The sequence below is a fragment of the Candidatus Thiodiazotropha endoloripes genome (genome assembly GCF_001708965.1).
Lineage (GTDB): Bacteria > Pseudomonadota > Gammaproteobacteria > Chromatiales > Chromatiaceae > Thiodiazotropha > Thiodiazotropha endoloripes.
The window spans coordinates 17,975-41,973 of record NZ_LVJW01000006.1 but is presented as its reverse complement, the minus strand read 5'-3'; the positions used below and the strand labels follow the sequence as shown (position 1 = coordinate 41,973).

Genomic DNA, 23,999 nt, shown 5'->3' with positions numbered 1-23,999 from the left:
GGGCGATTCCAAAAAGAGGCCCTGAGTGGTACGGCAATTAAAGAAAAACCGCCAGCCTGACGATGGTAATCTATCGTTTTCCAGCTTAGCTTGTCGGTTTTGCTCAAAATAAGGAAACATATGTCTGCGCCTAAGATTCTTGACTGCGCCGGTAAAACACTCGACCTGAGTCAGCCTCAGGTGATGGGTATCCTCAATCTGACTCCGGATTCATTTTCCGATGGAGGGCGCTTCACCGCCCGGGATGCTGCCATCAAACATGCCATGCAGATGATCGATGAAGGGGCGGCGATTATCGATGTTGGTGGTGAGTCAACCCGACCAGGCGCCCAACCGGTCACCGCGCAACAGGAGATGGACCGGGTGATTCCACTGATCGAGACGCTGGCCGGTGAAATCCCGTTACCCATTTCGGTCGATACCAGTAAGGCTGAGGTGATGCGTGAGGCTGTATCGGCCGGTGCGGGGATGATCAATGATGTGATGGCATTGCGCGATTCCGGCGCCCTGGAGGCCGCTGCTGAAGCCGCTGTGCCGGTCTGCCTGATGCACATGCAGGGTGAGCCCCGTACCATGCAGTGCAATCCTCACTATGATGATGTGGTTGATGATGTTAAAACCTTTCTCCAGCAGCGACTGGATGCTTGTGTGGCGTCGGGTATCCCGCAGGATCGGCTGATTGTTGATCCCGGGTTTGGCTTCGGCAAAACCCTGCCACATAATCTTGCGCTACTCGACGGTCTGCAAAATCTCGAACAGCTTGGTGTGCCGCTATTGGTGGGAATATCCAGAAAGTCTATGATAGGGGCACTGCTTGGAGAACGTGCTGTTGAAGAGCGTCTGTATGGCAGCCTGGCTGCGGCGGTGATGGCGGCCATGAAAGGGAGTGCCATTTTACGGGTACATGATGTACAAGCCACAGTCGACGCGTTGAAGATTGTGTCGGCTGTTCAGGCTGTTAACCCAGTGATCAAATAGTTCATTTTCAGGGTCTTAGGTCCCGATCATCAACATAATGATAAACACAGGCTCGCTGCGACTGAAAGAGAACTGTTCGGGTGCCGGGTTAACAATCGATAAAAACTGAGGAATTATCTGTGAGTCGAAAGTATTTTGGAACTGATGGTGTGCGCGGTCGTTTTGGTGAAGGTGCGATTACACCTGAGTTTGTATTGAAGCTGGGCTGGGCGGTCGGGCGGATTCTGGGCACGGAATCGAAGAGCCGGGTGTTGATCGGCAAGGATACCCGTATCTCCGGCTATCTGCTCGAATCGGCCCTGGAGGCCGGACTCACAGCGGCAGGTGTCAATATCACGCTGCTCGGCCCCATGCCAACCCCCAGTGTCGCATACCTGACCCGAACCCTTCATGCCCAGGCGGGGATCGTCATCAGCGCCTCCCACAATCCCTACACCGACAATGGCATCAAGTTCTTTTCCGCCGATGGGCTCAAGCTGCCGGATCAGGTGGAGAGTGCCATCGAGGCTGAGATGGAGAAGCCGCTCACCACTGTGGATTCCGCCAATCTGGGACGGGCGGAAAAAATGGATGCGGAAGGGCGCTATATCGAATTCTGTAAAAGCACCATTCCACTCAAGACCCGCTTCAACGGTATGAAAATTGTCGTGGATTGCTCGAATGGGGCCGCCTACAACATCGCACCTTATGTCTTCGATGAAATGGGAGCTGATGTGATTGCAATCGGCAATCAGCCGAATGGTTTCAATATCAATGACGGGGTGGGTTCCACCCATCCCGAGCATCTGAAAGCCGCGGTTCTGGAACATGGCGCCGACCTGGGTATCGCCCTGGACGGGGATGGGGATCGTCTGATCATGGTCGATGACCAGGGCAACGAGGTGGATGGGGATGAGATTCTCTATATCATCGCCTGTTCCCGGATGCGGGAAGGGGAGCTCAAGGGGGCGGTCGTGGGTACCCTGATGAGCAATCTCGGTCTGGAGCATGCATTGCGGGAGCATGGGGTGGTGTTTGAGCGGACCAATGTGGGTGATCGCTACATCATGGAGCGCCTCTTTAAAAAGGGCTGGGTGCTCGGCGGTGAGCAGTCTGGCCATATCATCTGCCTGGATCGTACCACCACCGGAGATGGTATCGTCTCCGCGTTACAGGTTCTGGCGGAAGTCCATGCCACGGGGCGCTCTCTACGGGAGCTCAGCGCCGGGATGAGCAAATACCCACAAAAACTGACCAATATTCATCTGGGTGGAACCAGCGCCCAGGAGATTATGGAGTCGGATTTGGTCAAAAGATCGGTGCGTGAAGCTGAAGTGGAGATGGGCAGCTCAGGCCGGGTACTGCTCAGACCCTCAGGTACTGAGCCGCTGATGCGTGTGATGGTGGAGGGCAGTGATGGTGAGCAGGTCGAAGTGCTGTCGTCACAGATCGCCAGTACCGTCGAGGCTCTGGTAACCGGCTGATGCCGGGGCTGCCACGGTTTGGCTGGCGGCGGGCCCCATTTCTCGCCATTACAGTGGGGAATTGGATCCAATCTGCAGAAAATCGCCAGGAAAGGCCTACATAAGATTGATTTCGTACGCGTTGGCCGTTAAGCTACCGCGCTTTCTTTTTATAGCAGGAGTGTAAGCATGCGTAGACCACTGGTTGCCGGAAATTGGAAGATGAACGGTTCACTTGAGAGTGTTCGTAGCTTATTGGATGGCATCAAGGCGGGTGTCGGTGCGGTCACCAACGCTGAAGTTGCTGTCTGCCCCACGGCCATTTTCATTCCTGAGGCTCAACAGCGACTGAGCGGCACCGAGATCGCCTGGGGTGGTCAGGATCTCTCCACCGAGACATCCGGAGCCTATACCGGCGAAGTGGCCGCCTCGATGCTGAATGACTTCGCCTGTAAGTATGTCATCGTAGGACACTCCGAGCGCCGCACCTATCACAATGAAAGTGATGATCTGGTTGCTAAAAAGTTTGCCACCGCACGGGCAGCCGGTCTGGCTCCGATCCTGTGTGTCGGTGAGACCCTGGAAGAGCGTGAGTCCGGAGTCACCAACGAGGTCGTGGCGCGTCAGCTGAATGCGGTGATCGAGCTTGAGGGTGTGGCTGCACTGGCAGATGGCGTCATCGCCTATGAGCCGGTCTGGGCGATCGGTACCGGTAAAACCGCAACCCCTGAGCAGGCCCAGGAGGTACACGCCTTCATTCGTTCCCTTGTGGCGGAGAAGAGCGCCGAGGTGGCCGAGGGTGTACGGATCCTCTATGGTGGCTCGATGAAGCCTGGAAACGCCAAAGAGCTGATTGGCAAAGCGGATATCGATGGCGGCCTGATAGGCGGCGCATCACTGGCTGCGGAAGATTTTCTGGGAATCTGTACGGCGGCAAATTAATTTTTTCAAGGTTGTGAGTCAGTAGCTGACTGACTGGACACCCTCTATTAGGTAACGCAGACATGCAAACGATATTGACCGTGTTTCACATCTTTCTGGCCGTTGGGTTGGTTGGGTTGATTCTGATTCAACACGGTAAAGGTGCGGATATGGGAGCTGCCTTCGGCAGCGGCGCTTCAGGCACCGTATTCGGCTCCAAGGGATCCGCCTCTTTTCTGACCCGTGCTACAGCGATTCTGGCAACCCTGTTTTTCGTTACCAGCATGGTCATGGCCTATTTCGCTGCCCAGACCAACGAACCCGAAGGGCTGATGGAAAACATGGGCACAGCACCGGTGATCGAAGTGCCGGCAGCGGAGACTGATCTGCCTGCAGTACCTGGTGGTAACAGTGATCTGCCAGCGGTGCCTGCGACTGACAGCATGCTACAGGTTCCATCGGAGGAGATGCCGCCGGTTGAGGCGAGTGAATCCGCTGCTGAAGCGAATGCTGCTGCCTCGGAGGCGATGGTCGATTCAACCCGGGAGGCTGCTGGCGACGAACAGCAACCGGCAGTACCAACTGCTGTTGACGGAAAATAGTGAGGAGCAGGAAAAGAGTTTTAGCCGATGTGGTGGAATTGGTAGACACGCTATCTTGAGGGGGTAGTGGCGTAAGCCGTGCCGGTTCAAATCCGGCCATCGGCACCATCCAATAAGAACGGTACACACCATTTTGGTGTGATACCGTTTTTTTATGCCTGTAGAAGTATTATAACTAATTGAAATTTATATAATTATTACTTTTTGTCCCACTTGACATTGTTGCGGGCCAGAGGATAGACTGCCTGCCTTCCCTGAAGTTTCACCTAAGAACATAACGATTGAATCAACTAGGGGGTCAGCTTTCTGATGCTTGAAAATTATTTGCCCATCATGATTTTCCTAACGGTCGCTTTCGTGTTGGGTGGCATTGTCATCGGATTGGGTTTTCTGCTTGGTACGAGTAAGCCGGACGACGAAAAAAACTCTCCTTACGAATGCGGTTTCGAGGCCTTCGAGGACTCCCGCATGAAATTCGACGTTCGCTACTATCTGGTAGCCATCCTGTTCATTATCTTCGATCTAGAGATCGCTTTTCTCTTCCCCTGGGCTGTCGTACTCGACCAGATCGGCATGGTGGGTTTTATCGCCATGATGGTGTTCCTGGGTATTCTGGTTATTGGCTTTATCTACGAATGGAAGAAAGGGGCTCTGGAGTGGGAGTAATGAAGATTTTAAGCGCTGTAATCCTTCGGGAGGCTAAGAGTGGGAATTGAGGGCATTCTTGAGAAAGGTGTAATCACCACCTCCGCAGACAAGTTGATCAACTGGGCGCGCACCGGCTCGATGTGGCCGATGACCTTCGGTCTGGCCTGTTGTGCGGTGGAGATGATGCAGGCTGCTGCAGCTCGTTATGACATGGATCGCTTCGGCATCGTGTTCCGGCCCAGCCCACGCCAATCGGATGTGATGATCGTGGCCGGTACCCTGGTCAACAAGATGGCCCCGGCACTGCGTAAAGTGTATGACCAGATGGCCGAACCCCGCTGGGTGATCTCCATGGGCTCCTGCGCCAATGGTGGTGGCTACTATCACTACTCATACGCCGTGGTCAGAGGTTGTGACCGGGTCGTGCCGGTGGATATCTATGTTCCCGGTTGCCCTCCGACAGCAGAGGCGTTGCTGTACGGTGTGATTCAGTTGCAGGACAAGATACGCCGGACCAGTACCATAGCGCGTTAAGGTGGTGGATAGATCATGAGTAGCGGTTCCCAAAACGGTATGCAAGGTCGACTGGATCAGTTGGCCTCGACACTTGAAGAGCGCTTTTCCGATTTGAGTTGTCAGGTTGAGAGAAGCTGTGGTGAGGTCACCCTGGTCGTGCCCACCGACAAGCTGATCGAAGTCGCCAACACCTTGCATGACGATGACGAGTTTGGTTTCAATGAGTTGATCGACGTCTGCGGCGTCGACTATTCGGATTACGGCAGCTCTGAGTGGCAGACTGACGGTGCACCGAATACCGGTTTCGGCCGGGGTGTGGTCGAGCAGGCGGGGGATGAGCCCGAACAGAACCGGCGCTTTGCTGCGGTCTACCATCTGCTCTCCATCAGCAACAACATTCGCCTTCGGTTACGTGTATTTGTCGACACCGATCAACCGATTGTCGCCTCAGTGGTTCCGGTCTGGGCCAGTGCCAACTGGTTTGAGCGTGAGGCCTTCGATCTCTACGGCATTCTGTTTGACGGACACCCGGATCTGCGCCGAATCCTCACCGACTATGGATTCATCGGTCACCCTTTCCGAAAAGACTTTCCGCTGATCGGTCAGGTGGAGATGCGCTACGACGAACAGCAGGCGCGGGTGATCTACGAACCAGTGAGTATCGATCCGCGCACCCTGGTACCCAGGGTTACCCGTGAAGACAACCGTTATCTGAATGAAGATGACGCAACGCAGGATGCCGCCGATGCCTGAAATTCGTAACTACACCCTCAATTTCGGCCCCCAGCATCCGGCAGCTCATGGTGTACTGCGACTGGTTCTGGAGATGGATGGTGAGGTCATCGAGCGTGCCGACCCACACATTGGGTTGCTGCATCGAGCCACCGAGAAGCTGGCTGAGAGCAAACCCTACAACCAAAGCATCCCCTACATGGATCGCCTCGACTATGTGTCGATGATGTGCAACGAGCACGGTTATGTTCGTGCGATCGAGAAGCTGCTTGGTGTCGAAGCGCCAATTCGGGCTCAATACATCCGCACCATGTTCGACGAGATCACCCGTATCCTCAACCACCTGATGTGGCTGGGCACCCATGCCCTGGATGTGGGCGCGATGACCGTGTTTCTCTACGCCTTCCGGGAACGGGAGGATCTGATGGACTGCTATGAGGCCGTCTCCGGTGCCCGAATGCACGCTGCCTACTACCGCCCTGGCGGTGTCTATCGGGATCTACCGGAAAAGATGCCTCAATACCAGGCAAGTCAGTGGGTAACCGGCCGGGATGTGGCTGCCCGCAATGAGACCCGTCAGGGATCCCTGCTCGATTTCATCGAGGATTTTGTAGACCGCTTTCCCGGTCTGGTTGATGAGTACGAAACGCTGCTTACCGACAACAGGATCTGGAAACAGCGTACCGTCGGAATCGGTGTGGTCTCTCCCGAAAGGGCGCTGCAGCTCGGTTTTACCGGCCCCATGCTGAGAGGCTCGGGAGTTGCCTGGGATCTGCGTAAGAAACAGTCCTACGCGGCCTATGACCAGGTGGATTTCGACATCCCGGTGGGCCAGAACGGTGACTGTTACGATCGCTACCTGGTGCGTATTGGTGAGCTGCGGGAATCAAACCGCATCATCAAGCAGTGCATTGAATGGCTGAGAGCCAACCCGGGTCCGGTGATGGTCGACGATCATAAGATTGCCGTACCCAACCGGGACGAGATGAAGGACGATATGGAGGGGTTGATTCACCACTTCAAGCTCTTCACAGAAGGTTATTGCCCACCCGAGGGAGAGGTCTACGCAGCGGTTGAGGCACCGAAAGGGGAGTTTGGCTGTTACATCGTCTCCGATGGCGCCAACAAGCCTTACCGATTGAAAATCAGAGCGCCGGGTTTCTCTCACCTGGCTGCCATGGACGAAATGGTGAACGGCCATATGCTTGCCGACGTTGTGGCGGTGATTGGCACCATGGATGTGGTATTTGGTGAGATCGACCGTTAGAGCAATTTAAAAATGACAGTAACAGTTAACGACAAAACGGAACTTTTCTCCCCGCAAATCTGTGCGGAGATTGATCGCTGGATTGCCAAGTATCCCGCTGAGTGGAAACAGTCCGCCGTGATGGGCGCCTTGATGATCGTGCAGGATGACAATGGTGGCTGGTTGACCACGGAACTGATGGACCGGGTTGCCGACTATCTGGATATGCCGCCGATCGCTGTCTATGAGGTGGCGACCTTCTACTCCATGTATGAGCTGAAACCGGTGGGTAAGCACAAGATCTGTGTCTGCACCAACGTCTCCTGCATGACCAATAAGTCCGATCTGATTGTCGAGCATCTTGAGAAAAAGCTCGGTATCGGCTTTGGCGAGGTTACCGAGGATGGCCGCTTCTCCATGAAAGAGGTGGAGTGTCTGGGCGCCTGTGGCGGCGCACCCATGATGCAGATCGGCAAACAGTATTACGAAAATCTCACACCGGAAATCGTCGATGCGATTCTGGAAGGTCTGGAGTAACAGCCATGGTCAATGAAGTCTGTTTGCGAACCCTGGATCTTGAGCGCCCCTGGTTGATGGAGCAGTATCAGAGCCGTGGTGGCTATGAAGTATTGAAGCAGGTACTCACAGAGAAACGGGCCCCTGAAGATATCATTGAAGAGGTGAAAAAATCCGGACTGCGCGGACGTGGCGGGGCAGGTTTCCCAACCGGCCTGAAGTGGAGTTTCATCTCTCGCAATGCGCCAGGACAGAAATATGTGGTGTGTAACTCGGATGAAGGCGAGCCGGGGACTTTCAAGGACCGGGATATCCTGCGATACAACCCCCATCAACTGATCGAAGGGATGATTCTGGCCGGTTATGCGATCGGCGCAACCCGCGGATACAACTATATTCGGGGTGAGTTCTGGGAACCCTACGAGCGCTTCGAACAGGCACTGCAGGAGGCCCGCGAAGCCGGTTTTCTTGGTGAGAATCTGCTCGGATCAGGGTTTGATTTCGAACTGCATACCCACTTGGGGGGCGGTGCCTACATCTGCGGTGAAGAGACCGCCTTGCTGGAGTCGATCGAAGGTAAGAAGGGGCAGCCCCGCTACAAGCCTCCATTTCCGGCCCACTTCGGCCTTTATGGCCGGCCAACCATAATCAACAACACAGAGAGTCTGGCCTCGATTCCCATGATCCTGGAGAAGGGCGGTGAATGGTTTGCCGATATCGGTGTGAAGAACAGCGGTGGCTCAAAACTGTTTTCAATCTCCGGAAATATCAACAATCCGGGGGTTTTCGAAATTCCGATGGGAACGCCGTTTTCCGAGCTGCTTGAGATGGCCGGGGGAATGAAAGATGGTTGCAAGATCAAAGCGGTGATTCCCGGTGGTTCATCGGCACCGGTGATTCCCGGTGAACAGATGATGGACCTGAATATGGACTACGACTCCATCGCCGGTGCCGGCTCCATGCTGGGTTCAGGTGCGGTGATCGTGCTGGACGACACCAACTGTATGGTCAAGACCCTTGAGCGTATGTCCTATTTCTACCACGAAGAGTCCTGTGGTCAGTGTACTCCCTGCCGTGAGGGTACCGGTTGGCTCTATCGGGTCGTACATCGCATCGAAACCGGACAGGGACGCCAGGAGGATCTGGACCTGCTGGATGATGTGGCAGATAAGATCAGCGGCAAAACCATCTGCGCCCTGGGAGATGCTGCTGCCTTGCCGGTACAGGGCATGCTGCGTCACTATCGGGATGAGTTTCAATATCACATCGACCATAAGCGTTGCATGGTCGGGGCTGGCTGAGGTCTTACAGTAACACGATGACAGATAAGTTAGTCACCATTGAAGTAAACGGGCAGGAACTGCAGGCGGAAGCCGGCATCATGCTCATTGAAGCCACGGATGCAGCCGGTATCAACATACCGCGCTTCTGTTATCACAAGAAACTATCCGTCGCAGCCAACTGCCGTATGTGCCTGGTTGAAGTGGAGAAGGTGCCAAAACCTCTCCCGGCCTGCGCTACACCGGTAAGCGAGGGGATGAAAGTCTACACCCGCTCACCAAAAGCCCTGGCTGCACAGAAAGGCACCATGGAGTTCCTGCTGATCAATCACCCGCTCGACTGTCCGATCTGTGATCAGGGCGGCGAGTGTGAACTGCAGGATGTGGCGATTGGTTATGGGCGGGATGTCTCCCGCTACAGTGAGGGAAAACGGGTTGTTGCCGACAAGAATATCGGGCCATTGATTGCTACCGATATGACCCGCTGTATCCACTGTACAAGATGTGTCAGGTTCGGCGAAGAGATCGCCGGTATCCGCGAGATGGGCGCGACCGGTCGTGGTGAACATATGGTAATCGGCACCTATATCGAAAAGAGTGTGGATTCCGAATTGTCCGGCAACATCATCGACCTCTGTCCGGTGGGTGCCTTGACCTCGAAACCTTTCCGTTTCAATGCCCGCGCCTGGGAGCTGACTCAGGTGGAGGCGATCGCACCGCATGACAGTCTGGGCTCCAATCTGAACCTGCATCTGCGTGGTAACAAAGTGATGCGGGTACATCCCAAAGACAATGAATCGATCAACGAGACCTGGATCTCCGATCGGGACCGTTTCAGTTACGAAGGGCTCTACAGCAGTGACCGGCTCACCTCACCGATGGTGAAAAAAGGTGGTGAATGGAAAGAGGTCAGCTGGGAGATGGCTCTGGAGATGGCTGCGGCCAGTCTCAAAGAGGTCGGCGATGGAGATCAGATCGGAACCCTGGTATCCCCGTCCTCAACCGTCGAAGAGCTGTTTCTCGCTCAGAAACTGATGCGCGGACTGGGTTGTAACAATATCGACAGCCGTCTGCGTCAAGGCGACTTCCGAATGGATGCAACTCAAAACAGCGTCCATTGGCTGGGCAGCAGCCTCAGCGATATGGATCAGATGCAGACCCTTTTCGTGGTTGGCGGGAACATCCGTAAGGAACAGCCGATTCTGGCACATCGCCTGCGTAAGGCCGCTCTGAACGGGGCCAAGCTTCACTACCTGAATCCCATCCAGATCGATCTGAATCACAGTGGTGAGCAGGATATCTGTACACCGGGCGAGATGGCTGGCCGTCTGGCGGCAGTCGCCAAAGCGGCCGGTGTCAAAGCCTCTGACGGGGCCGCATCTCTGCTGGGTGCCGCTAAAGTGGATGCGTCCGCGAAACAGACAGCCGCCAACCTGAAGGCGGCCGATGGTGCCATGGTTATGCTCGGGGCTATGGCTCAGGCCCACCCGGACTACGCACTGCTGTATACCATCGCTGTTGCATTGGCTGAAGCGACCGGCGCGCAGCTCTCAATTCTGCCAGCATCGGCCAACTCGGTTGGCGCCCAGCTTGCCGGTGCGGTACCTCATCTTCAACCTGGAGGCAGAGCCGCAGATCGTGCCGGACTGGATGCCCTGCAGATGTTGAAGTTGCCCCGCAAAGGCTATCTGCTGCTGGGCGTAGAACCCGGTCGTGACTTCTGGAATGGTTCTCTGTCGATGAGTGCACTGCAGAGCGCCGATATTGTGGTTGCGATCAGCGCCTTCCGCAGTCCTGAACTGGAAGCCTGTGCGGATATCATGCTGCCGATGGCGATCTTTACCGAAACTTCTGGGACCTATGTCAACGCGGAAGGGCGCTGGCAGCAGAGTCGCGGGGTGGTCAGGCCTCAGGGAGAGAGTCGTCCGGGTTGGAAGATTCTGCGGGTGCTCGGCAACCTGACGGATCAGCCAGGTTTCGATTACATCGATTCACAACAGATTCATGATGAGCTTCACCAACTGTGTGAATCCTCAGCACTCGATAACAAGCAGGCAGAACCTCAAAATCTCGAGCCCCAGCTGAGTGCCGATGCGCTGTTGAGAGGCGGGGATACACCGCTGTACGCCTGCGATCCGCTGGTACGTCGTGCCACGGCCTTGCAGCAGACCCAGGATGCGGGTTCGGATACCATCCGTCTGCACCCGGAAGAGGCGGCCCGTCTGGGACTCGAAGGCAGCGATACGGCATTGGTAAAACAGAACGGCAATCAGATCGATCTGCCCCTGCAGCTGGATGAGCGCATTCCTCAGGGATGTGTCTGGATATCCACCGGCCTGGAGCGTACATCGACACTGGGTCAGCCGTTTGGCGAAGTGACCGTGGAGAAGGCATAACCGATGGAATTCCTTATCAGTCTCTGGGAAGCACTTCCCTACGAACTTCAATATCTGATCTGGACCATGATCAAGATCGTGGCGATTGTCCTGCCGATGATGCTGCTGGTGGCCTACTACACCTACGCGGAACGCAAGATCATCGGTTACATGCAGGTACGTGTCGGTCCCAACCGGGTAGGGCCGAAGGGTTGGCTGCAGCCCATCGCGGATGCCTTGAAGTTGATGTTCAAAGAGATCATCATTCCCGCGAATGCCAATAAACTGCTGTTTCTGATGGCACCGGCCATCACGCTGGCGCCGGCGTTGGCTGCCTGGGCCGTCTTCCCCTTCGATGAAAAGCTGGTGTTTGCAGACATCAATGCGGGTCTGCTTTACATCCTGGCGCTGACCTCGGTCGGGGTTTACGGGGTGATCATTGGTGGTTGGGCATCGAACTCAAAATACGCTTTCCTCGGCACCATGCGTTCCGCCGCACAGATCGTGGCCTACGAGATCGCCATGGGCTTTGCCCTGGTCGGTGTTCTGGTGGCCGCCGGAAGCCTCAATCTGGGTGAGATCATCCGCGCCCAGGAGGGTGGTCTGTTCTCCTGGTTCTGGCTACCGCTGCTGCCACTGTTTGCCGTGTATGTGATCTCCGGTGTGGCTGAGACCAACCGCGCCCCGTTTGACGTGGCGGAAGGTGAATCGGAGATCGTCGCCGGTTTCCATGTGGAATACTCCGGTATGGCCTTTGCGGTCTACTTTCTGGCGGAATACGCCAACATGATTCTGATCTCCGCTCTGACGGCGGTGATGTTTTTCGGTGGCTGGCTCTCCCCGTTTCAGGGGTGGCCGGTACTTGGACCTCTTTTCGATTGGGTGCCCGGATTCTTCTGGCTGGTGATCAAGACCGGGTTCTTCATGTTTCTTTTTCTCTGGCTGCGTGCCACCTTTCCCCGCTACCGCTATGACCAGATCATGCGACTCGGCTGGAAGGTGTTCATTCCGATTACCATTGTCTGGATTGCAGTGGTCGGCCTGGCAGTGGTCTATCAAGTACCCTGGTGGTTCGACTGAGGTCTTCTATGAACGTGTTTAAAAACTATTTCAAGAGCCTTTTTCTGCTGGAGCTGTTCCGTGGACTGAGTGTGACAGGGCGTTACCTGTTCCGTAAGAAGTTCACCATCATGTATCCGGAAGAGAAAGCGCCGGTCTCCCCCCGCTTCCGTGGATTGCACGCCTTGCGCCGCTATCCCAACGGTGAGGAGCGCTGTATCGCCTGTAAGCTCTGCGAAGCGACCTGCCCGGCTCTGGCGATCACCATCGAAGCAGAACCCAGGGAGGATGGCTCCAGGCGTACTACCCGCTACGATATCGATTTGTTCAAGTGCATCTACTGCGGCTATTGCCAGGAGGCCTGTCCGGTGGATGCCATCGTTGAGACGCGAATCTATGAGTACCACTTCGAGAATCGCGGTGAGAACATCATGACCAAGGAGAAGTTGTTGGCAGTGGGTGACAAGTGCGAAGCACAGCTGGCTGCAGATATCGAAGCCCAGGCAAAAGTTCGCTGACCCTCAGGCAACCTTGGATATAACGGGAATCCGTATATGACACTTGAAAAGCTGATTTTTTATGTACTGGCAGCTGTTGTTCTGGCGGCGGCAGTGATGGTGGTGACGCGACGCAATCCGGTGCATTCGGCGCTGTTTCTGATCCTCGCCTTTTTTGCCAGCAGCGGCATCTGGTTATTGGCGGAAGCGGAGTTTCTCGCCATTGTGCTGGTGTTGGTCTATGTGGGTGCGGTCATGGTGCTGTTCCTGTTCGTGCTGATGATGTTGGATATCGATATCGCCGTACTGAGGTCCGGATTCATCAAGCTGCTACCGCTCGGGCTGGTGATGGCGATTGCCATGGCCGCGGAACTGATTCTGATCGTCGGGCCAGACAACTTCGGTCTGGAAAAATATGCTGCTCCGGCCAGACATGCCGCCGATTACAGCAATACCGAAGAGCTTGGCAGTGTACTCTACACCGTCTACATGTACCCCTTCGAGGTGGCTGCCGTGATTTTGCTGGTGGCGATCATCGCAGCGATTGGGTTGACCATGCGGCGGCGTACCGATACCAAGTTTATCGATCCTTCTACCCAGGTTGTAATCAAGAAGGGGGACGATCGAATCCGGATGGTCTCCATGGACGCGGAAAAAGGCTAACGACATGATTGCACTTTCAGACTATCTGATCCTTGGCGCTATCCTCTTCGCTATCAGTGTGGCGGGGATCTTCATCAACCGTAAAAACGTCATCGTGCTGTTGATGTGTGTGGAGTTGATGTTGTTGGCAGTGAATATCAACTTTGTCGCATTTTCCCATTTTCTCCAGGATACGGCGGGGCAGGTGTTCGTATTTTTCATCCTCACGGTGGCGGCCGCTGAAGCAGCGATCGGCCTGGCCATACTGGTGGTGCTGTTCCGCAGCAAGCGCAGTATCAACGTTGAGGATATGGATGCCCTGAAGGGTTGATTGATAAGAAGTCCGCAATTGAATGCTGATGAACGCAAAGATGATTTGTGGTTATTGGTGAAGCTTTACGGACTGAATGTACTGAATTGAAACATAGGTAAAGTAAGTCGGTAAATGAAAATGCCTACGCATAAAAACATTTGCGTTTATCAGCGTTCATTCACGGACCTAATTTAAGAAGAAACGGTTTATGGAAAATATCTATCTGACAATCGTATTGGCGCCTCTGGTCGGCGCGATATTGGCCGGTTTCTTTGGCAGTACGTTGGGGCGCAAAGGGGCACACTGGGTCACCAGTACCGGGGTCGGTATCTCCGCCTTGCTCTCGCTCTATGTGCTGAAAGGCTTTATGTATGATGGTCTGGAGACCTTCAACGGCACGGTCTACACCTGGATGGTGAGTGGCGGTCTGAGCATGGAGGTGGGCTTTCTGGTTGACCATCTGACGGCGGTGATGATCACCGTGGTCACCTTCGTCTCTTTCTGCGTACACATCTACACCATCGGCTATATGGCGGATGATGAGCACAATTGGCCGAAGACCAGTCTGGCCGGTAAAAACAGCTATCAACGTTTCTTCAGTTACATCTCTCTGTTTACCTTCTCGATGTTGATGTTGGTTATGGCCAACAACTTCATGCAGCTGTTTTTCGGCTGGGAGGCGGTTGGTCTGGTCTCCTATCTGCTGATCGGTTTCTGGTCGGTCAGACCCACCGCGATCTTCGCCAATCTGAAGGCCTTTTTGGTCAACCGGGTGGGTGACTTCGGTTTCATTCTCGGCATTGCCGCGATTGTCATGTACACCAACAGCCTCGACTATGCCGAGGTGTTTGCCTTGGCGCCGGGACTGGTCGATACCCAGGTCCAGATCTGGGGAGACAGCAGTTGGTCGCTGATGACCGTGATCGGCATTCTGCTGTTTATCGGTGCAATGGGTAAATCGGCTCAGGTACCGCTGCATGTCTGGCTGCCCGACTCCATGGAAGGCCCGACCCCGATCTCAGCGCTGATCCATGCGGCCACCATGGTTACCGCCGGTATCTTTATGGTGGCCCGTATGTCACCACTGTATGAGCTCTCAGAGACAGCCCTCAGCTTCATTCTGGTGATCGGTGCCACCACCGCCTTCTTTACCGGTCTGATCGGTATCGTGCAGAACGATATCAAACGAGTGGTGGCCTACTCGACCCTGTCACAGCTGGGTTACATGATGGTGGCTTTGGGCGCTTCCGCCTACGCCGCCGGCATTTTCCACCTGATGACCCACGCCTTCTTCAAGGCGCTGCTGTTCCTTGCTGCCGGTTCAGTCATCATCGGCATGCACCACGATCAGGATATCCGCAACATGGGTGGGGTGCGCAAATACATGCCGATCACCTACTGGACCTCATTGCTCGGCTCCCTGGCGCTGATCGGTTTTCCCGGCTTCTCCGGTTTCTTCTCCAAGGATGCGATTATCGAGGCCGTGCACCACTCAACCATTGCCGGTTCCGGTTATGCCTATTGGCTGGTGTTGGCCGGTGTGTTTGTCACCGCCCTCTACAGTTTCCGTATGTTCTTCCTGGTGTTCCACGGTGAAGGCCCACGTGATGAACATGCCAAGGAGCATCTCCACGAATCACCCAAGGTGGTGACCGTGCCGCTGATCCTGCTGGCTATCCCCTCGGTGATCCTCGGTTACCTGACCATTGACGCAATGCTGTTCGGCGACTGGTTCAAAGACGCTCTCTATGTACTGCCCGAGCACGATACCCTGGCGGCGGTCCAGACGATGGTTCACAGTGGTAACGGCATGCTCGGCCACACCTTTGCAAGCGTCGCCTTCTATCTGGCGATGGCTGGACTGGGTCTGGCCTTCTATCTCTATATGATAAATCCCGCCCTGGCGGAGAAGATCAAAAACACCCTGGCGCCGCTACACAAGGTGCTGGATAAGAAGTATTGGTTTGATGAGGTTTACCAAGCCGTGTTTGCTGCAGGCAGCCGGGGAATTGGCAAGTTCCTCTGGCTGGTCGGTGACCGGGGCCTGATCGACGGGTTGGCGGTGAACGGCTCCGCCCATACCGTGGGTTGGCTGGCTTCAATCGTACGCCACGTCCAGACCGGTTACCTCTATCACTATGCCATTGCTATGATTCTGGGTCTGCTGCTGTTGCTGACCTGGTTTGTATATCTATAAAGGACGTTGAGCATGATTGCCGATTGGCCCATCCTAAGTCTTACGGTCTGGCTGCCCATAGTGGGTGGCTTCATGGTACTTGCCAGTGGCGACCGGGAAGCGAACGCCACCAAGTGGACCGCCCTGACCATCGCCATTCTGACCTTCATTGTCAGCCTGCCTCTCTGGTTTGCTTTCGACAGCGCCACGGCAGATATGCAGTTTGTCGAACGGGTGCCCTGGGTCCCCGGTTTCGATATCGAGTACTACATGGGTGTGGACGGCATCTCCATGCCGCTGATCATTCTCACCACCTTCATCACCCCACTGGTGGTGATCGCCGGTTGGGAAGTAATCCAGTATCGTCCCTCCCAATACATGGCTGCCTTCCTGATCATGGAAGGTGTGATGGTCGGTGTCTTCTCCGCACTGGACGCGATGCTGTTCTACGTCTTCTGGGAAGCGATGCTGATTCCCATGTTCCTGATCATCGGGGTCTGGGGTGGACCGAACCGGGTCTACGCCACCATCAAGTTCTTCCTCTATACTTTTTTCGGTTCGGTGTTCATGCTGGTCGCTCTGATCTACATGTATTTCCAGTCCGGCAGCTTCGATATCCTCGGTTTCCATACCCTCAAGCTTGGGCTTACCGAACAGATCCTGATCTTCATTGCCTTCCTGCTGGCGTTTGCGGTGAAAGTGCCGATGTGGCCGGTTCATACCTGGTTGCCTGACGCTCATGTGGAGGCACCCACCGGTGGATCGGTAATCCTGGCAGCGATCATGCTGAAGATCGGTGGCTACGGTTTTCTCCGTTTCAGCCTGCCGATCACCCCGGATGCCAGCCATACCCTGGACTGGCTGATTATTGGCATGTCACTGATTGCTGTGGTCTACATCGGTTTTGTGGCGTTGATCCAACAGGATATGAAAAAGCTCATCGCCTACTCGTCGATCGCCCATATGGGTTTTGTCACCCTCGGCTTCTTCATCGTCTTTATCATCAGTCAGAACAGCGATAACATCGGTGGTGCGGTACTCGGCATCGAGGGAGGCATGGTTCAGATGGTATCCCATGGCTTCATCTCAGCCGCCATGTTCCTCTGTGTCGGTGTGCTCTATGATCGCCTGCACAGTCGGGAGATCAAGGATTACGGTGGGGTGGTGAACACCATGCCGGTATTCGCCGCCTTCATGGTCTTCTTTGCCATGGCCAATGCGGGGCTGCCCGGCACTTCCGGTTTTGTTGGTGAGTTCATGGTCATCCTGGCCAGTTTCCAGGCCGACTTCTGGTACGCATTCCTGGCGGCAACCACCTTGATTATCGGCGCCGCCTATACCCTATGGATGGTCAAGCGGGTGGTCTTCGGTGATGTCACTTCCGATGGTGTGGCTTCGCTTGAGGATATGAACCGACGTGAATTCATTGTCCTGGGCACCCTGGCAGCAGCGGTACTGTTGCTGGGTTTGTGGCCCGCACCCCTGGTTGAAGTGATGGACGCCTCTGTCAACAACCTGCTGCAGCATATAGCTGTGTCCAAGTTATAATCTGACGGAGCCTGACTCGGTAGCGAAATCATGCAATTCGATGCAACACAACTGATCCCGGTCTTACCGGAAATTTCCTTGCTGACCCTGGCCTGTCTGGTCCTGCTGGTTGATCTTTTCATCCGAGAAGAGCAACGGATAGCCAGCTATGTCATCACCCAGGTGGGTCTACTGGTCACTGTGGCGGTCACCCTGGCCGTGGCCAGTTCCGAGACTCAGATTCTCTTCGATGGTAGCTACATCCGGGATCCCATGAGCGATCTGCTGAAGGTCGGTGTGCTGCTGGTTACTTTTATCTCATTTCTCTATGCCAAAGACTATCTGATCCAACGGGATCTGTTCAAGGGAGAGTTCTACACTCTCGGCCTGTTTGCGGTTCTGGGTATGACTGTGATGATCTCCGCCAACAGTTTTCTCACCATCTATCTTGGCTTGGAACTGTTGGCCCTCTGTCTGTATGCTCTGGTCGCTTTCAATCGTGACTCCCCCGAGGGTGCTGAGGCGGCCATGAAGTACTTTGTGCTGGGTGCCTTGGCCTCAGGAATGCTGCTCTACGGCATATCAATGATCTACGGCACCACCGGCACGCTGCAGTTCGATGAGCTGGCAAAAGTTGTGAGCAAGGGGGACATGAACGAGATCGTGATGATCTTCGGTATCGTCTTTCTGGTGATCGGCTTGGCCTTCAAGCTGGGTGCAGTACCTTTTCATATGTGGGTGCCCGATGTCTATCATGGTGCACCGACCGCCGTGGTCGCGTTTCTTGCCAGTGCCCCGAAAATCGCCGCCTTCGCTCTGGCCATGCGCTTACTGGTGGATGGCCTGGCTGAGCTGAATGGTGGCTGGCAGGGATGGCAGGGAATGCTGATCATCCTGGCGGTGCTCTCCATGGGTGTGGGTAATCTGATTGCCATCGCGCAGACCAACATCAAACGTATGCTGGCCTACTCAACCATATCCCACGTGGGTTTCATCATGCTTGGCATCCTCGCGGGGACCAAAGAGGGCTATACCGCAGCCATGTTCTACACCCTGGTCTACGCACTGATGTCGGCCGGTGCCTTCGGTATCATCATTGCCCTCAGCCGCAAAGGCTTCGAGGCAGAGAATCTGGATGATATGAAGGGCCTGAATCAGCGCAATCCCTGGTTTGCCGGAATGATGCTGCTGCTGATGTTCTCCATGGCTGGCGTACCCCCTACCGTGGGTTTTTTCGCCAAACTGTTCGTTCTCGATGCGGTTGTTTCGGTAGACCTGACCTGGCTGGCACTGGTCGGTGTGGCCTTTTCGATCATCGGTGCCTTCTACTACATCCGTGTGGTCAAGCTGATCTATTTCGATCAGCCAGAAGATGAAACACCGCTCTCAATCGGGGTGGACACTCAGGTGATGCTCTCCATCAATGGTCTCTCCATGCTGGTGCTGGGGCTTTTCCCCGCAGGACTGCTGTCACTCTGTGCCGCCGCGATAGGCAGCTGACCCCGGCGTCAGGCCGGGTGATTCGAGGGTGGATCAAGCTGATTCACCCCGGACCAGCTCACAAAAACTCGTACAGATAGATCTGTTTTAGGCTTTTTTTTCCATTTTTTCAGCCTGATAAAGCGTTGAATTTTCTGCCTGTCCGGGCTGTCTAACCTAATGTTTCAAATCTTTTAAAATTTTTTTATAAAGGGCTTGTCATCCAGGTCCATCACAGGTAGTATTCCCCACCTTGATGCGGGGTGGAGCAGTCTGGTAGCTCGTCGGGCTCATAACCCGAAGGTCGTTGGTTCAAATCCAGCCCCCGCTACCAACAATCGAAAAGGCCTAAAATACGCTATCTATAGTGGTGTTTTGGGCCTTTTTCTTTTTAGCTGAATAGATAAGAATCAGCTGTTTTTTGTTGGCTTTTTCGGGCGGCAGATTCATCAGTAATCCACATAAAGGTCGCTTGAATAACTTTTCCCTCGGTTGTTAACAAAAGATTAGGAAAACCAGCCTGTTTGTTATTCAGGCCGGTAGCCAATGACAACGTCCAGCTTGCTCATCTGCTGCTTTATATCAGTGAACCGTCCCGCCAACAGGAATTGATAACGGGCTGTTTATTGCATTATCCGATACGATCGAAAAGTTTCCACTGAGATTGCCAGGGCCACTCACATTACAATTGAATCGAAGTGATACGGTTGATGGAGCTATGCCGCTTGCAGGCACGACATCCAGCCATGGGATATTGTGCTCAATCCTCCAGCGCAAAGTGCCATCGCCACTGTTGCCTATATTCAGTTGACCAATCTCCTGAGGACAGGGTGATCTGCCAATGAAGTGATCGAACAGGTAAGCAGTCTGCTCCACTACGTCAATTTCAGGGTTCGTTGTCGGTGGTGGTGGTTCTGTGACTTCCTCTTCCTCTTCCGGTGGGGGCTCTTCAATTACCGTGTTATCACAAACCACTTCGATATTGACACGCCGATGAATACCGCCAGCCTGTACTGAAATGGCATCGGCCGAGCCTGCCTCCGATGGCGCTGTGTAGGTGATTGAGCGTTGAAAGATAAAATTGTCTACGCCATCTTTGTAATGTTTTACAACCAATGGATTGGCACGTTCGTTTGCGGGAATTTCCCGATCATTCTCAACACCGTCCCCATTGAGTTTTGCTGAGCCACCGATATTCCGTTCAAAGTGGATGACCGATTCGTTCCTGCAGGTGTTGTTGTACATATAGAGTGTTTTCTCTACCCCGCAGGCTACAACGATATTCTCAACATATAACGAACCTGTTTGTGGACGGGTATTCTCTTGGTATCGTGCAGAACGTTGAATGATGCTTGGTGCAGTTTCAGACAGATAAAGGCCTCGTTGTTCGGTGTCATAATCAATCCATTGACAGTTCCTTTTCTTATGATTGTCATGACATCCGATTGGCTCATACAACTCATCGATACTATCTGAGAATATGCGTAAGATTTCGACAGCTCGATAGGCGAAATCTCCCCGCTCATTAGTACAGCAGTTGTGCAGTACCGATTCATGGCAGGTAGAGCCAAGGTAGACTTGGACTTCGGTCACGGAATCGGTTTGTGGTTCAGCGTCAGGACCCGCCAGGGGGCCATCATAGTCCAAGCAACAGGGATACGTATTGTAATCCTCCTTGCAATTTCCTGAGACACCCTCATCGCCTTGTTCTTCGAACGGCCGTATCGGAGGTAAATGGATATGACCATGATTGATATGATGTACTGCACCGCCTTTCTCAGCGATGGCTGGGTTATGACAAACGTCACCATCCATACCGCATGGTCTCGGGAAAGTACCCTTGATGTCGATTACTGCCGGGTTTGAGGCATCGGTGCTCAACTTGTGCAGTGGAAAGGTAAATAACGGCTTTTCATCTGTTACTTCTCTAACGACAACCGCCAGGCCGGAGCCTGGGTCTGTTACTGGATCTAAGGTAAAGAAGCCGTCAGGATCGATCATAACCTTCTGGTTCTGCGTCACAATCCAATTGCCCTTTTGAGGTATGGGGCCAAATACAATCGTATTGGGATCATCCTCAGATACTTCCAAAAGCGTTGAATCCAGAAGAGCAGGGTCATCCATGATCGCCTGAACTTCTTCCTCTGTGGCCAGTTTTTTGACCAGGCTCAGAGTCAATTGGCCATATAACGGTATATCCAGCGGAATGGAACAAGCGTCACCCAGGCCATCCTGATCTGTATCCTCCTGGTCTGGATTTGATTCATAGGGGCAGTTATCGCTTTCATTATCGATGCTGTCGTTATCAATGTCTCGGTTGGAGAGTAATAAAGATAGATTGAAATCTGCATCCATTCCATCTGCGACACCATCCCCATCCCGGTCTTGATAGAGCAACGGGTTTCGTTGCAGAAGCGCTATATCCTGGTCAGGCAACAGAAGGACGTTGCCGATATCTTCATTTGCACCCAGTGGAAGTTGGAATCGGTCGATGAACTCCTCCAGAGTTCCACCCTGACTGATACGAGGATTCTCGTAGATCACTACGCCAACATCGCTTTCTGAAGCATCGACAAATTTAAGAGAGACTGGTGTCTCTGCTGGAATGTCAACGGTAAAATCGCATCCCTGTGCGATCTCGGCTTGCGAAACCGTATCACCATCCTGCAAAACCAAAATCTTAACAGCCGTACTGGGACAGGTAGTGGATGATTCATCTGACCCAGCGTTGGTGATCAATTGGCCTGATATTGTTGTGCTGGGTTCACTTTCATCCGAATCGGAATGATTGCACCCAGCCAGGATTGCAAAGGTAATTAGAAGTATTGGGAAGTAGAGTAGTTTTATATTAGACATTGTATGATGTGTTGGATTTATAAAGTAGAGCTCAAAGGCGGATCCAAAACAGCCATAACCCCCCTCAATGCGGTTGTTTTCAAAACCATAATTTATACTTTAGATTAGGATGGCAGGTAACGGAAGTTAAATAATTACGTAGTTAAAATGATGTTATTGACTATAACTCGATTGATAAAAGAGACTCCTGGGATACTAATTAACCCGGACATCTACCATTATATTTGATTATTCGGAATGAGGTTCTTTGATCCCTGATATTGAGTGAAGCACAGAATTCACCTGATACCGGTAACGGTTATCCAATAGACCAGATAGGAAACAATGGTGTTACTTCAGTTGTTCTTCATTGCCCTTGATTAATCAGTGACGTCAAATACAACCCGGAAGACATCTCAAAGGCTAGGTCACTTTATGCCTTTCCAGGTTTGTGTGAGCAATCAGATCAACTATCGGGATATGCAAATAGCTTGGGGCCTGTTGGATTAGTATTAGCAGGCCCTAGTTGAAATGATCAGAGTCCTCAGCTTCATTTTTACCGGTAGTAAGAAAAGATTTTAGATTTGATTATGTTGGATGAACTGAACCGGCTGCCCAGCCATTTTGATTTCAAACTGGTTTTGCAATTTTTTCGAGCTCAGTTTGACTGCAAAGAAGGTACTCTCCTGATCCCGATTGGCCAGTTCCTTGGTGATTGCTTCTGTAGCTGACAGATCAAGGTAAGTGACAACACTGAGGTCTAGAACGACACTCTCGTGTCGGTGCTCTTTGAGTATCTGACTGAGTTGGTCGATCGATGCATAGAACAAGTGGCCCTCTACGCGAATTCTGACCGAGACACTCTCCCGTTCGGCTATAAGTTCAAGGCTCGAGGCGGAGATAACAAACAGCAAAACGGATAACACCAAGGCGACGACCAATCCGGTCTGTAAGCCAAGGAAAAGAATACAGAACAGCGTTGTTGTGAATACAGCCAATTCTCCTCGCCAATTGAACAGGCGCTTGATCTCATCGGTCTTGATCATGCCAATGCCGACCAACATCAAAGTCCCTGAGATTGCTGGCATTGGCAGGTAGGTAAGTACGGGTCCAAGCAGCAAGATTAAAACCAGCACGATACAAGCAGAGACTATGCCGGTTAGAGGTGTTTCAGCGTGCAATGATTGATTGACCTGGGTACGATTGAAACTTCCGGATCCGGCAAAACTGGAAAAAAACGGGGCCAGAAGATTCGCTATGCTTTGAGCAAATACCTCTTTATCCGGTTGGATCGGTTGATCGGTATCGTTGCGAAGCTGTTTGACGATTACCATCGATTGGGCTAATCCGATCAACGCAATGATCATTGCATCAGGTAACATAGCCAGGCCGGTGATCAAATAGTCGGATCCCATTGGGGGATATGTTAACGGTAGTGGATTGATTGGTAAATGACCCAGTAACTCAAGTTCCATCTCCACCTGGGAATAGTACGACATTAAAACCAAACCACAGAAATAACCAGCCGTGATGGCAATGAGTATTGCGTAACGGGTGTTGTAGTGGCGGGCAATCATGCCGACAACCACCGTGGTTGCACCGATGGTAAAGCTGAAAGGATTGATTAAGTTTTCAGCATCATCAATTAAAAAATAGAGCTTATGATAAAAAAAATGGGTATCCGAAGATGAGAGACCAAAGATGCCATCGAGTGACGAGAGTATCAGAATGAAGCCCACCCCGGTGGTGATTCCGGTGATTGCTGCCGGACTCAGGTACATGAAAAAACGACCTCCCCGTAACAACCAGATCAGAAGCTGTATCATGCCGACCATGAAGCTGAGCAGGAGAACATATTCAATGTAGAGTGGACTTCCACGTCCTGCAAATGGGGCGACTGCAACACCGATCAAAATCGCAACGGCTGTATTCGGTCCACCCAGCATGGAACTGGTGCCAAACAGACTGGCAAACAGTGTGACAAAAATAGCTGTGTATATGCCGTACTCAGGAGGAAGACCGGCCAGATAGGCAAAGGTGATCCCTTGTGGTATTACCAGAATGGCGCCAATCAGGGCCGCAAACAGTTCGCTTCTTAATTTTAAGCCAGGAGAGTGACTGGGGCGCCATGGTGAAATGTCTGCCAGAAGGTTTACTGCCATGGCAATGTGACTGTCGGCTTTCTGGCCAACCTCAAACATCTATACCGTCCGTG

General features: G+C 53.2%; 20 protein-coding genes and 2 tRNA genes. 20 read left to right on the top strand and 2 right to left on the bottom strand.

Annotation, left to right across the window (positions count from 1 at the left end):
• Nucleotides 1-120 precede the first annotated feature (120 nt).
• The 20 genes from folP (at nucleotide 121) to A3193_RS10740 (ending at nucleotide 19,283) form a co-directional block, all read left to right on the top strand.
• Nucleotides 121-978 carry a dihydropteroate synthase gene (folP, locus tag A3193_RS10835; protein ID WP_069014795.1) on the top strand — a complete coding sequence of 286 codons (858 nt, stop codon included), beginning with the start codon at nucleotides 121-123 and terminating at the stop codon, nucleotides 976-978.
• Nucleotides 979-1,097: 119 nt separating this feature from the next.
• Nucleotides 1,098-2,441, top strand: a complete 1,344-nt coding sequence (glmM, locus tag A3193_RS10830) for a phosphoglucosamine mutase (protein ID WP_069006126.1) — start codon at nucleotides 1,098-1,100, stop codon at nucleotides 2,439-2,441.
• 168 nt (nucleotides 2,442-2,609) lie between these two features.
• Nucleotides 2,610-3,362 (top strand): triose-phosphate isomerase, encoded by a 753-nt coding sequence (gene tpiA, locus A3193_RS10825; protein WP_069006125.1) that lies wholly within the window; start codon nucleotides 2,610-2,612, stop codon nucleotides 3,360-3,362.
• A 62-nt stretch (nucleotides 3,363-3,424) separates the two neighbouring features.
• Nucleotides 3,425-3,943, top strand: coding sequence for a preprotein translocase subunit SecG (secG, locus tag A3193_RS10820; RefSeq protein WP_069014794.1), 519 nt, complete (start codon nucleotides 3,425-3,427; stop codon nucleotides 3,941-3,943).
• 23 nt (nucleotides 3,944-3,966) lie between these two features.
• A tRNA-Leu gene (locus tag A3193_RS10815) sits at nucleotides 3,967-4,051 on the top strand.
• A 201-nt stretch (nucleotides 4,052-4,252) separates the two neighbouring features.
• The gene (locus A3193_RS10810; RefSeq protein WP_068991403.1) at nucleotides 4,253-4,609 is read left to right on the top strand and encodes an NADH-quinone oxidoreductase subunit A; all 357 of its coding nucleotides are present in this window, start codon (nucleotides 4,253-4,255) and stop codon (nucleotides 4,607-4,609) included.
• A 39-nt stretch (nucleotides 4,610-4,648) separates the two neighbouring features.
• On the top strand, nucleotides 4,649-5,125 hold the full coding sequence (locus tag A3193_RS10805) for a NuoB/complex I 20 kDa subunit family protein (protein ID WP_069006123.1): 477 nt from the start codon (nucleotides 4,649-4,651) through the stop codon (nucleotides 5,123-5,125).
• A 39-nt stretch (nucleotides 5,126-5,164) separates the two neighbouring features.
• Nucleotides 5,165-5,860, top strand: coding sequence for an NADH-quinone oxidoreductase subunit C (locus A3193_RS10800; protein ID WP_201258732.1), 696 nt, complete (start codon nucleotides 5,165-5,167; stop codon nucleotides 5,858-5,860).
• Nucleotides 5,853-7,106: an NADH-quinone oxidoreductase subunit D gene (locus A3193_RS10795; RefSeq protein WP_069006121.1), complete on the top strand. Its 1,254-nt coding sequence runs from the start codon at nucleotides 5,853-5,855 to the stop codon at nucleotides 7,104-7,106. Before A3193_RS10800 ends, A3193_RS10795 begins: the two co-directional genes overlap by 8 nt.
• 12 nt (nucleotides 7,107-7,118) lie before the next feature.
• A complete protein-coding gene (gene nuoE, locus A3193_RS10790; protein ID WP_069006120.1) occupies nucleotides 7,119-7,622 on the top strand; it encodes an NADH-quinone oxidoreductase subunit NuoE in 504 nt (167 codons plus the stop codon).
• A gap of 5 nt (nucleotides 7,623-7,627) precedes the next feature.
• Nucleotides 7,628-8,902: an NADH-quinone oxidoreductase subunit NuoF gene (nuoF, locus tag A3193_RS10785; RefSeq protein ID WP_069014792.1), complete on the top strand. Its 1,275-nt coding sequence runs from the start codon at nucleotides 7,628-7,630 to the stop codon at nucleotides 8,900-8,902.
• Nucleotides 8,903-8,919: 17 nt separating this feature from the next.
• Entirely contained in the window at nucleotides 8,920-11,277 is a 2,358-nt protein-coding gene (gene nuoG, locus A3193_RS10780) for an NADH-quinone oxidoreductase subunit NuoG (RefSeq protein WP_069006118.1), read from the top strand.
• A 3-nt stretch (nucleotides 11,278-11,280) separates the two neighbouring features.
• Nucleotides 11,281-12,336 (top strand): NADH-quinone oxidoreductase subunit NuoH, encoded by a 1,056-nt coding sequence (gene nuoH, locus A3193_RS10775; protein ID WP_069006117.1) that lies wholly within the window; start codon nucleotides 11,281-11,283, stop codon nucleotides 12,334-12,336.
• Between the two features lie 8 nt (nucleotides 12,337-12,344).
• Nucleotides 12,345-12,833, top strand: a complete 489-nt coding sequence (gene nuoI / locus A3193_RS10770) for an NADH-quinone oxidoreductase subunit NuoI (RefSeq protein ID WP_068991428.1) — start codon at nucleotides 12,345-12,347, stop codon at nucleotides 12,831-12,833.
• Nucleotides 12,834-12,869: 36 nt separating this feature from the next.
• A complete protein-coding gene (locus A3193_RS10765; RefSeq protein WP_069006116.1) occupies nucleotides 12,870-13,475 on the top strand; it encodes an NADH-quinone oxidoreductase subunit J in 606 nt (201 codons plus the stop codon).
• A 4-nt stretch (nucleotides 13,476-13,479) separates the two neighbouring features.
• Nucleotides 13,480-13,785, top strand: coding sequence for an NADH-quinone oxidoreductase subunit NuoK (gene nuoK / locus A3193_RS10760; protein WP_068991433.1), 306 nt, complete (start codon nucleotides 13,480-13,482; stop codon nucleotides 13,783-13,785).
• A gap of 190 nt (nucleotides 13,786-13,975) precedes the next feature.
• Nucleotides 13,976-15,964, top strand: coding sequence for an NADH-quinone oxidoreductase subunit L (gene nuoL, locus A3193_RS10755; protein WP_069014791.1), 1,989 nt, complete (start codon nucleotides 13,976-13,978; stop codon nucleotides 15,962-15,964).
• Nucleotides 15,965-15,976: 12 nt separating this feature from the next.
• A complete protein-coding gene (locus tag A3193_RS10750) occupies nucleotides 15,977-17,491 on the top strand; it encodes an NADH-quinone oxidoreductase subunit M (RefSeq protein ID WP_069006114.1) in 1,515 nt (504 codons plus the stop codon).
• A gap of 30 nt (nucleotides 17,492-17,521) precedes the next feature.
• On the top strand, nucleotides 17,522-18,970 hold the full coding sequence (nuoN, locus tag A3193_RS10745; RefSeq protein WP_069006113.1) for an NADH-quinone oxidoreductase subunit NuoN: 1,449 nt from the start codon (nucleotides 17,522-17,524) through the stop codon (nucleotides 18,968-18,970).
• A 236-nt stretch (nucleotides 18,971-19,206) separates the two neighbouring features.
• Nucleotides 19,207-19,283 (top strand) — tRNA-Met (locus A3193_RS10740).
• Between the two features lie 248 nt (nucleotides 19,284-19,531).
• On the opposite strand, the gene A3193_RS10735 is transcribed toward A3193_RS10740, so the two are convergent.
• On the bottom strand, nucleotides 19,532-21,688 hold the full coding sequence (locus tag A3193_RS10735; RefSeq protein ID WP_141694785.1) for a thrombospondin type 3 repeat-containing protein: 2,157 nt from the start codon (nucleotides 21,686-21,688) through the stop codon (nucleotides 19,532-19,534).
• A 674-nt stretch (nucleotides 21,689-22,362) separates the two neighbouring features.
• Nucleotides 22,363-23,985 carry a SulP family inorganic anion transporter gene (locus tag A3193_RS10730; protein ID WP_069014789.1) on the bottom strand — a complete coding sequence of 541 codons (1,623 nt, stop codon included), beginning with the start codon at nucleotides 23,983-23,985 and terminating at the stop codon, nucleotides 22,363-22,365.
• Nucleotides 23,986-23,999 lie beyond the last annotated feature (14 nt).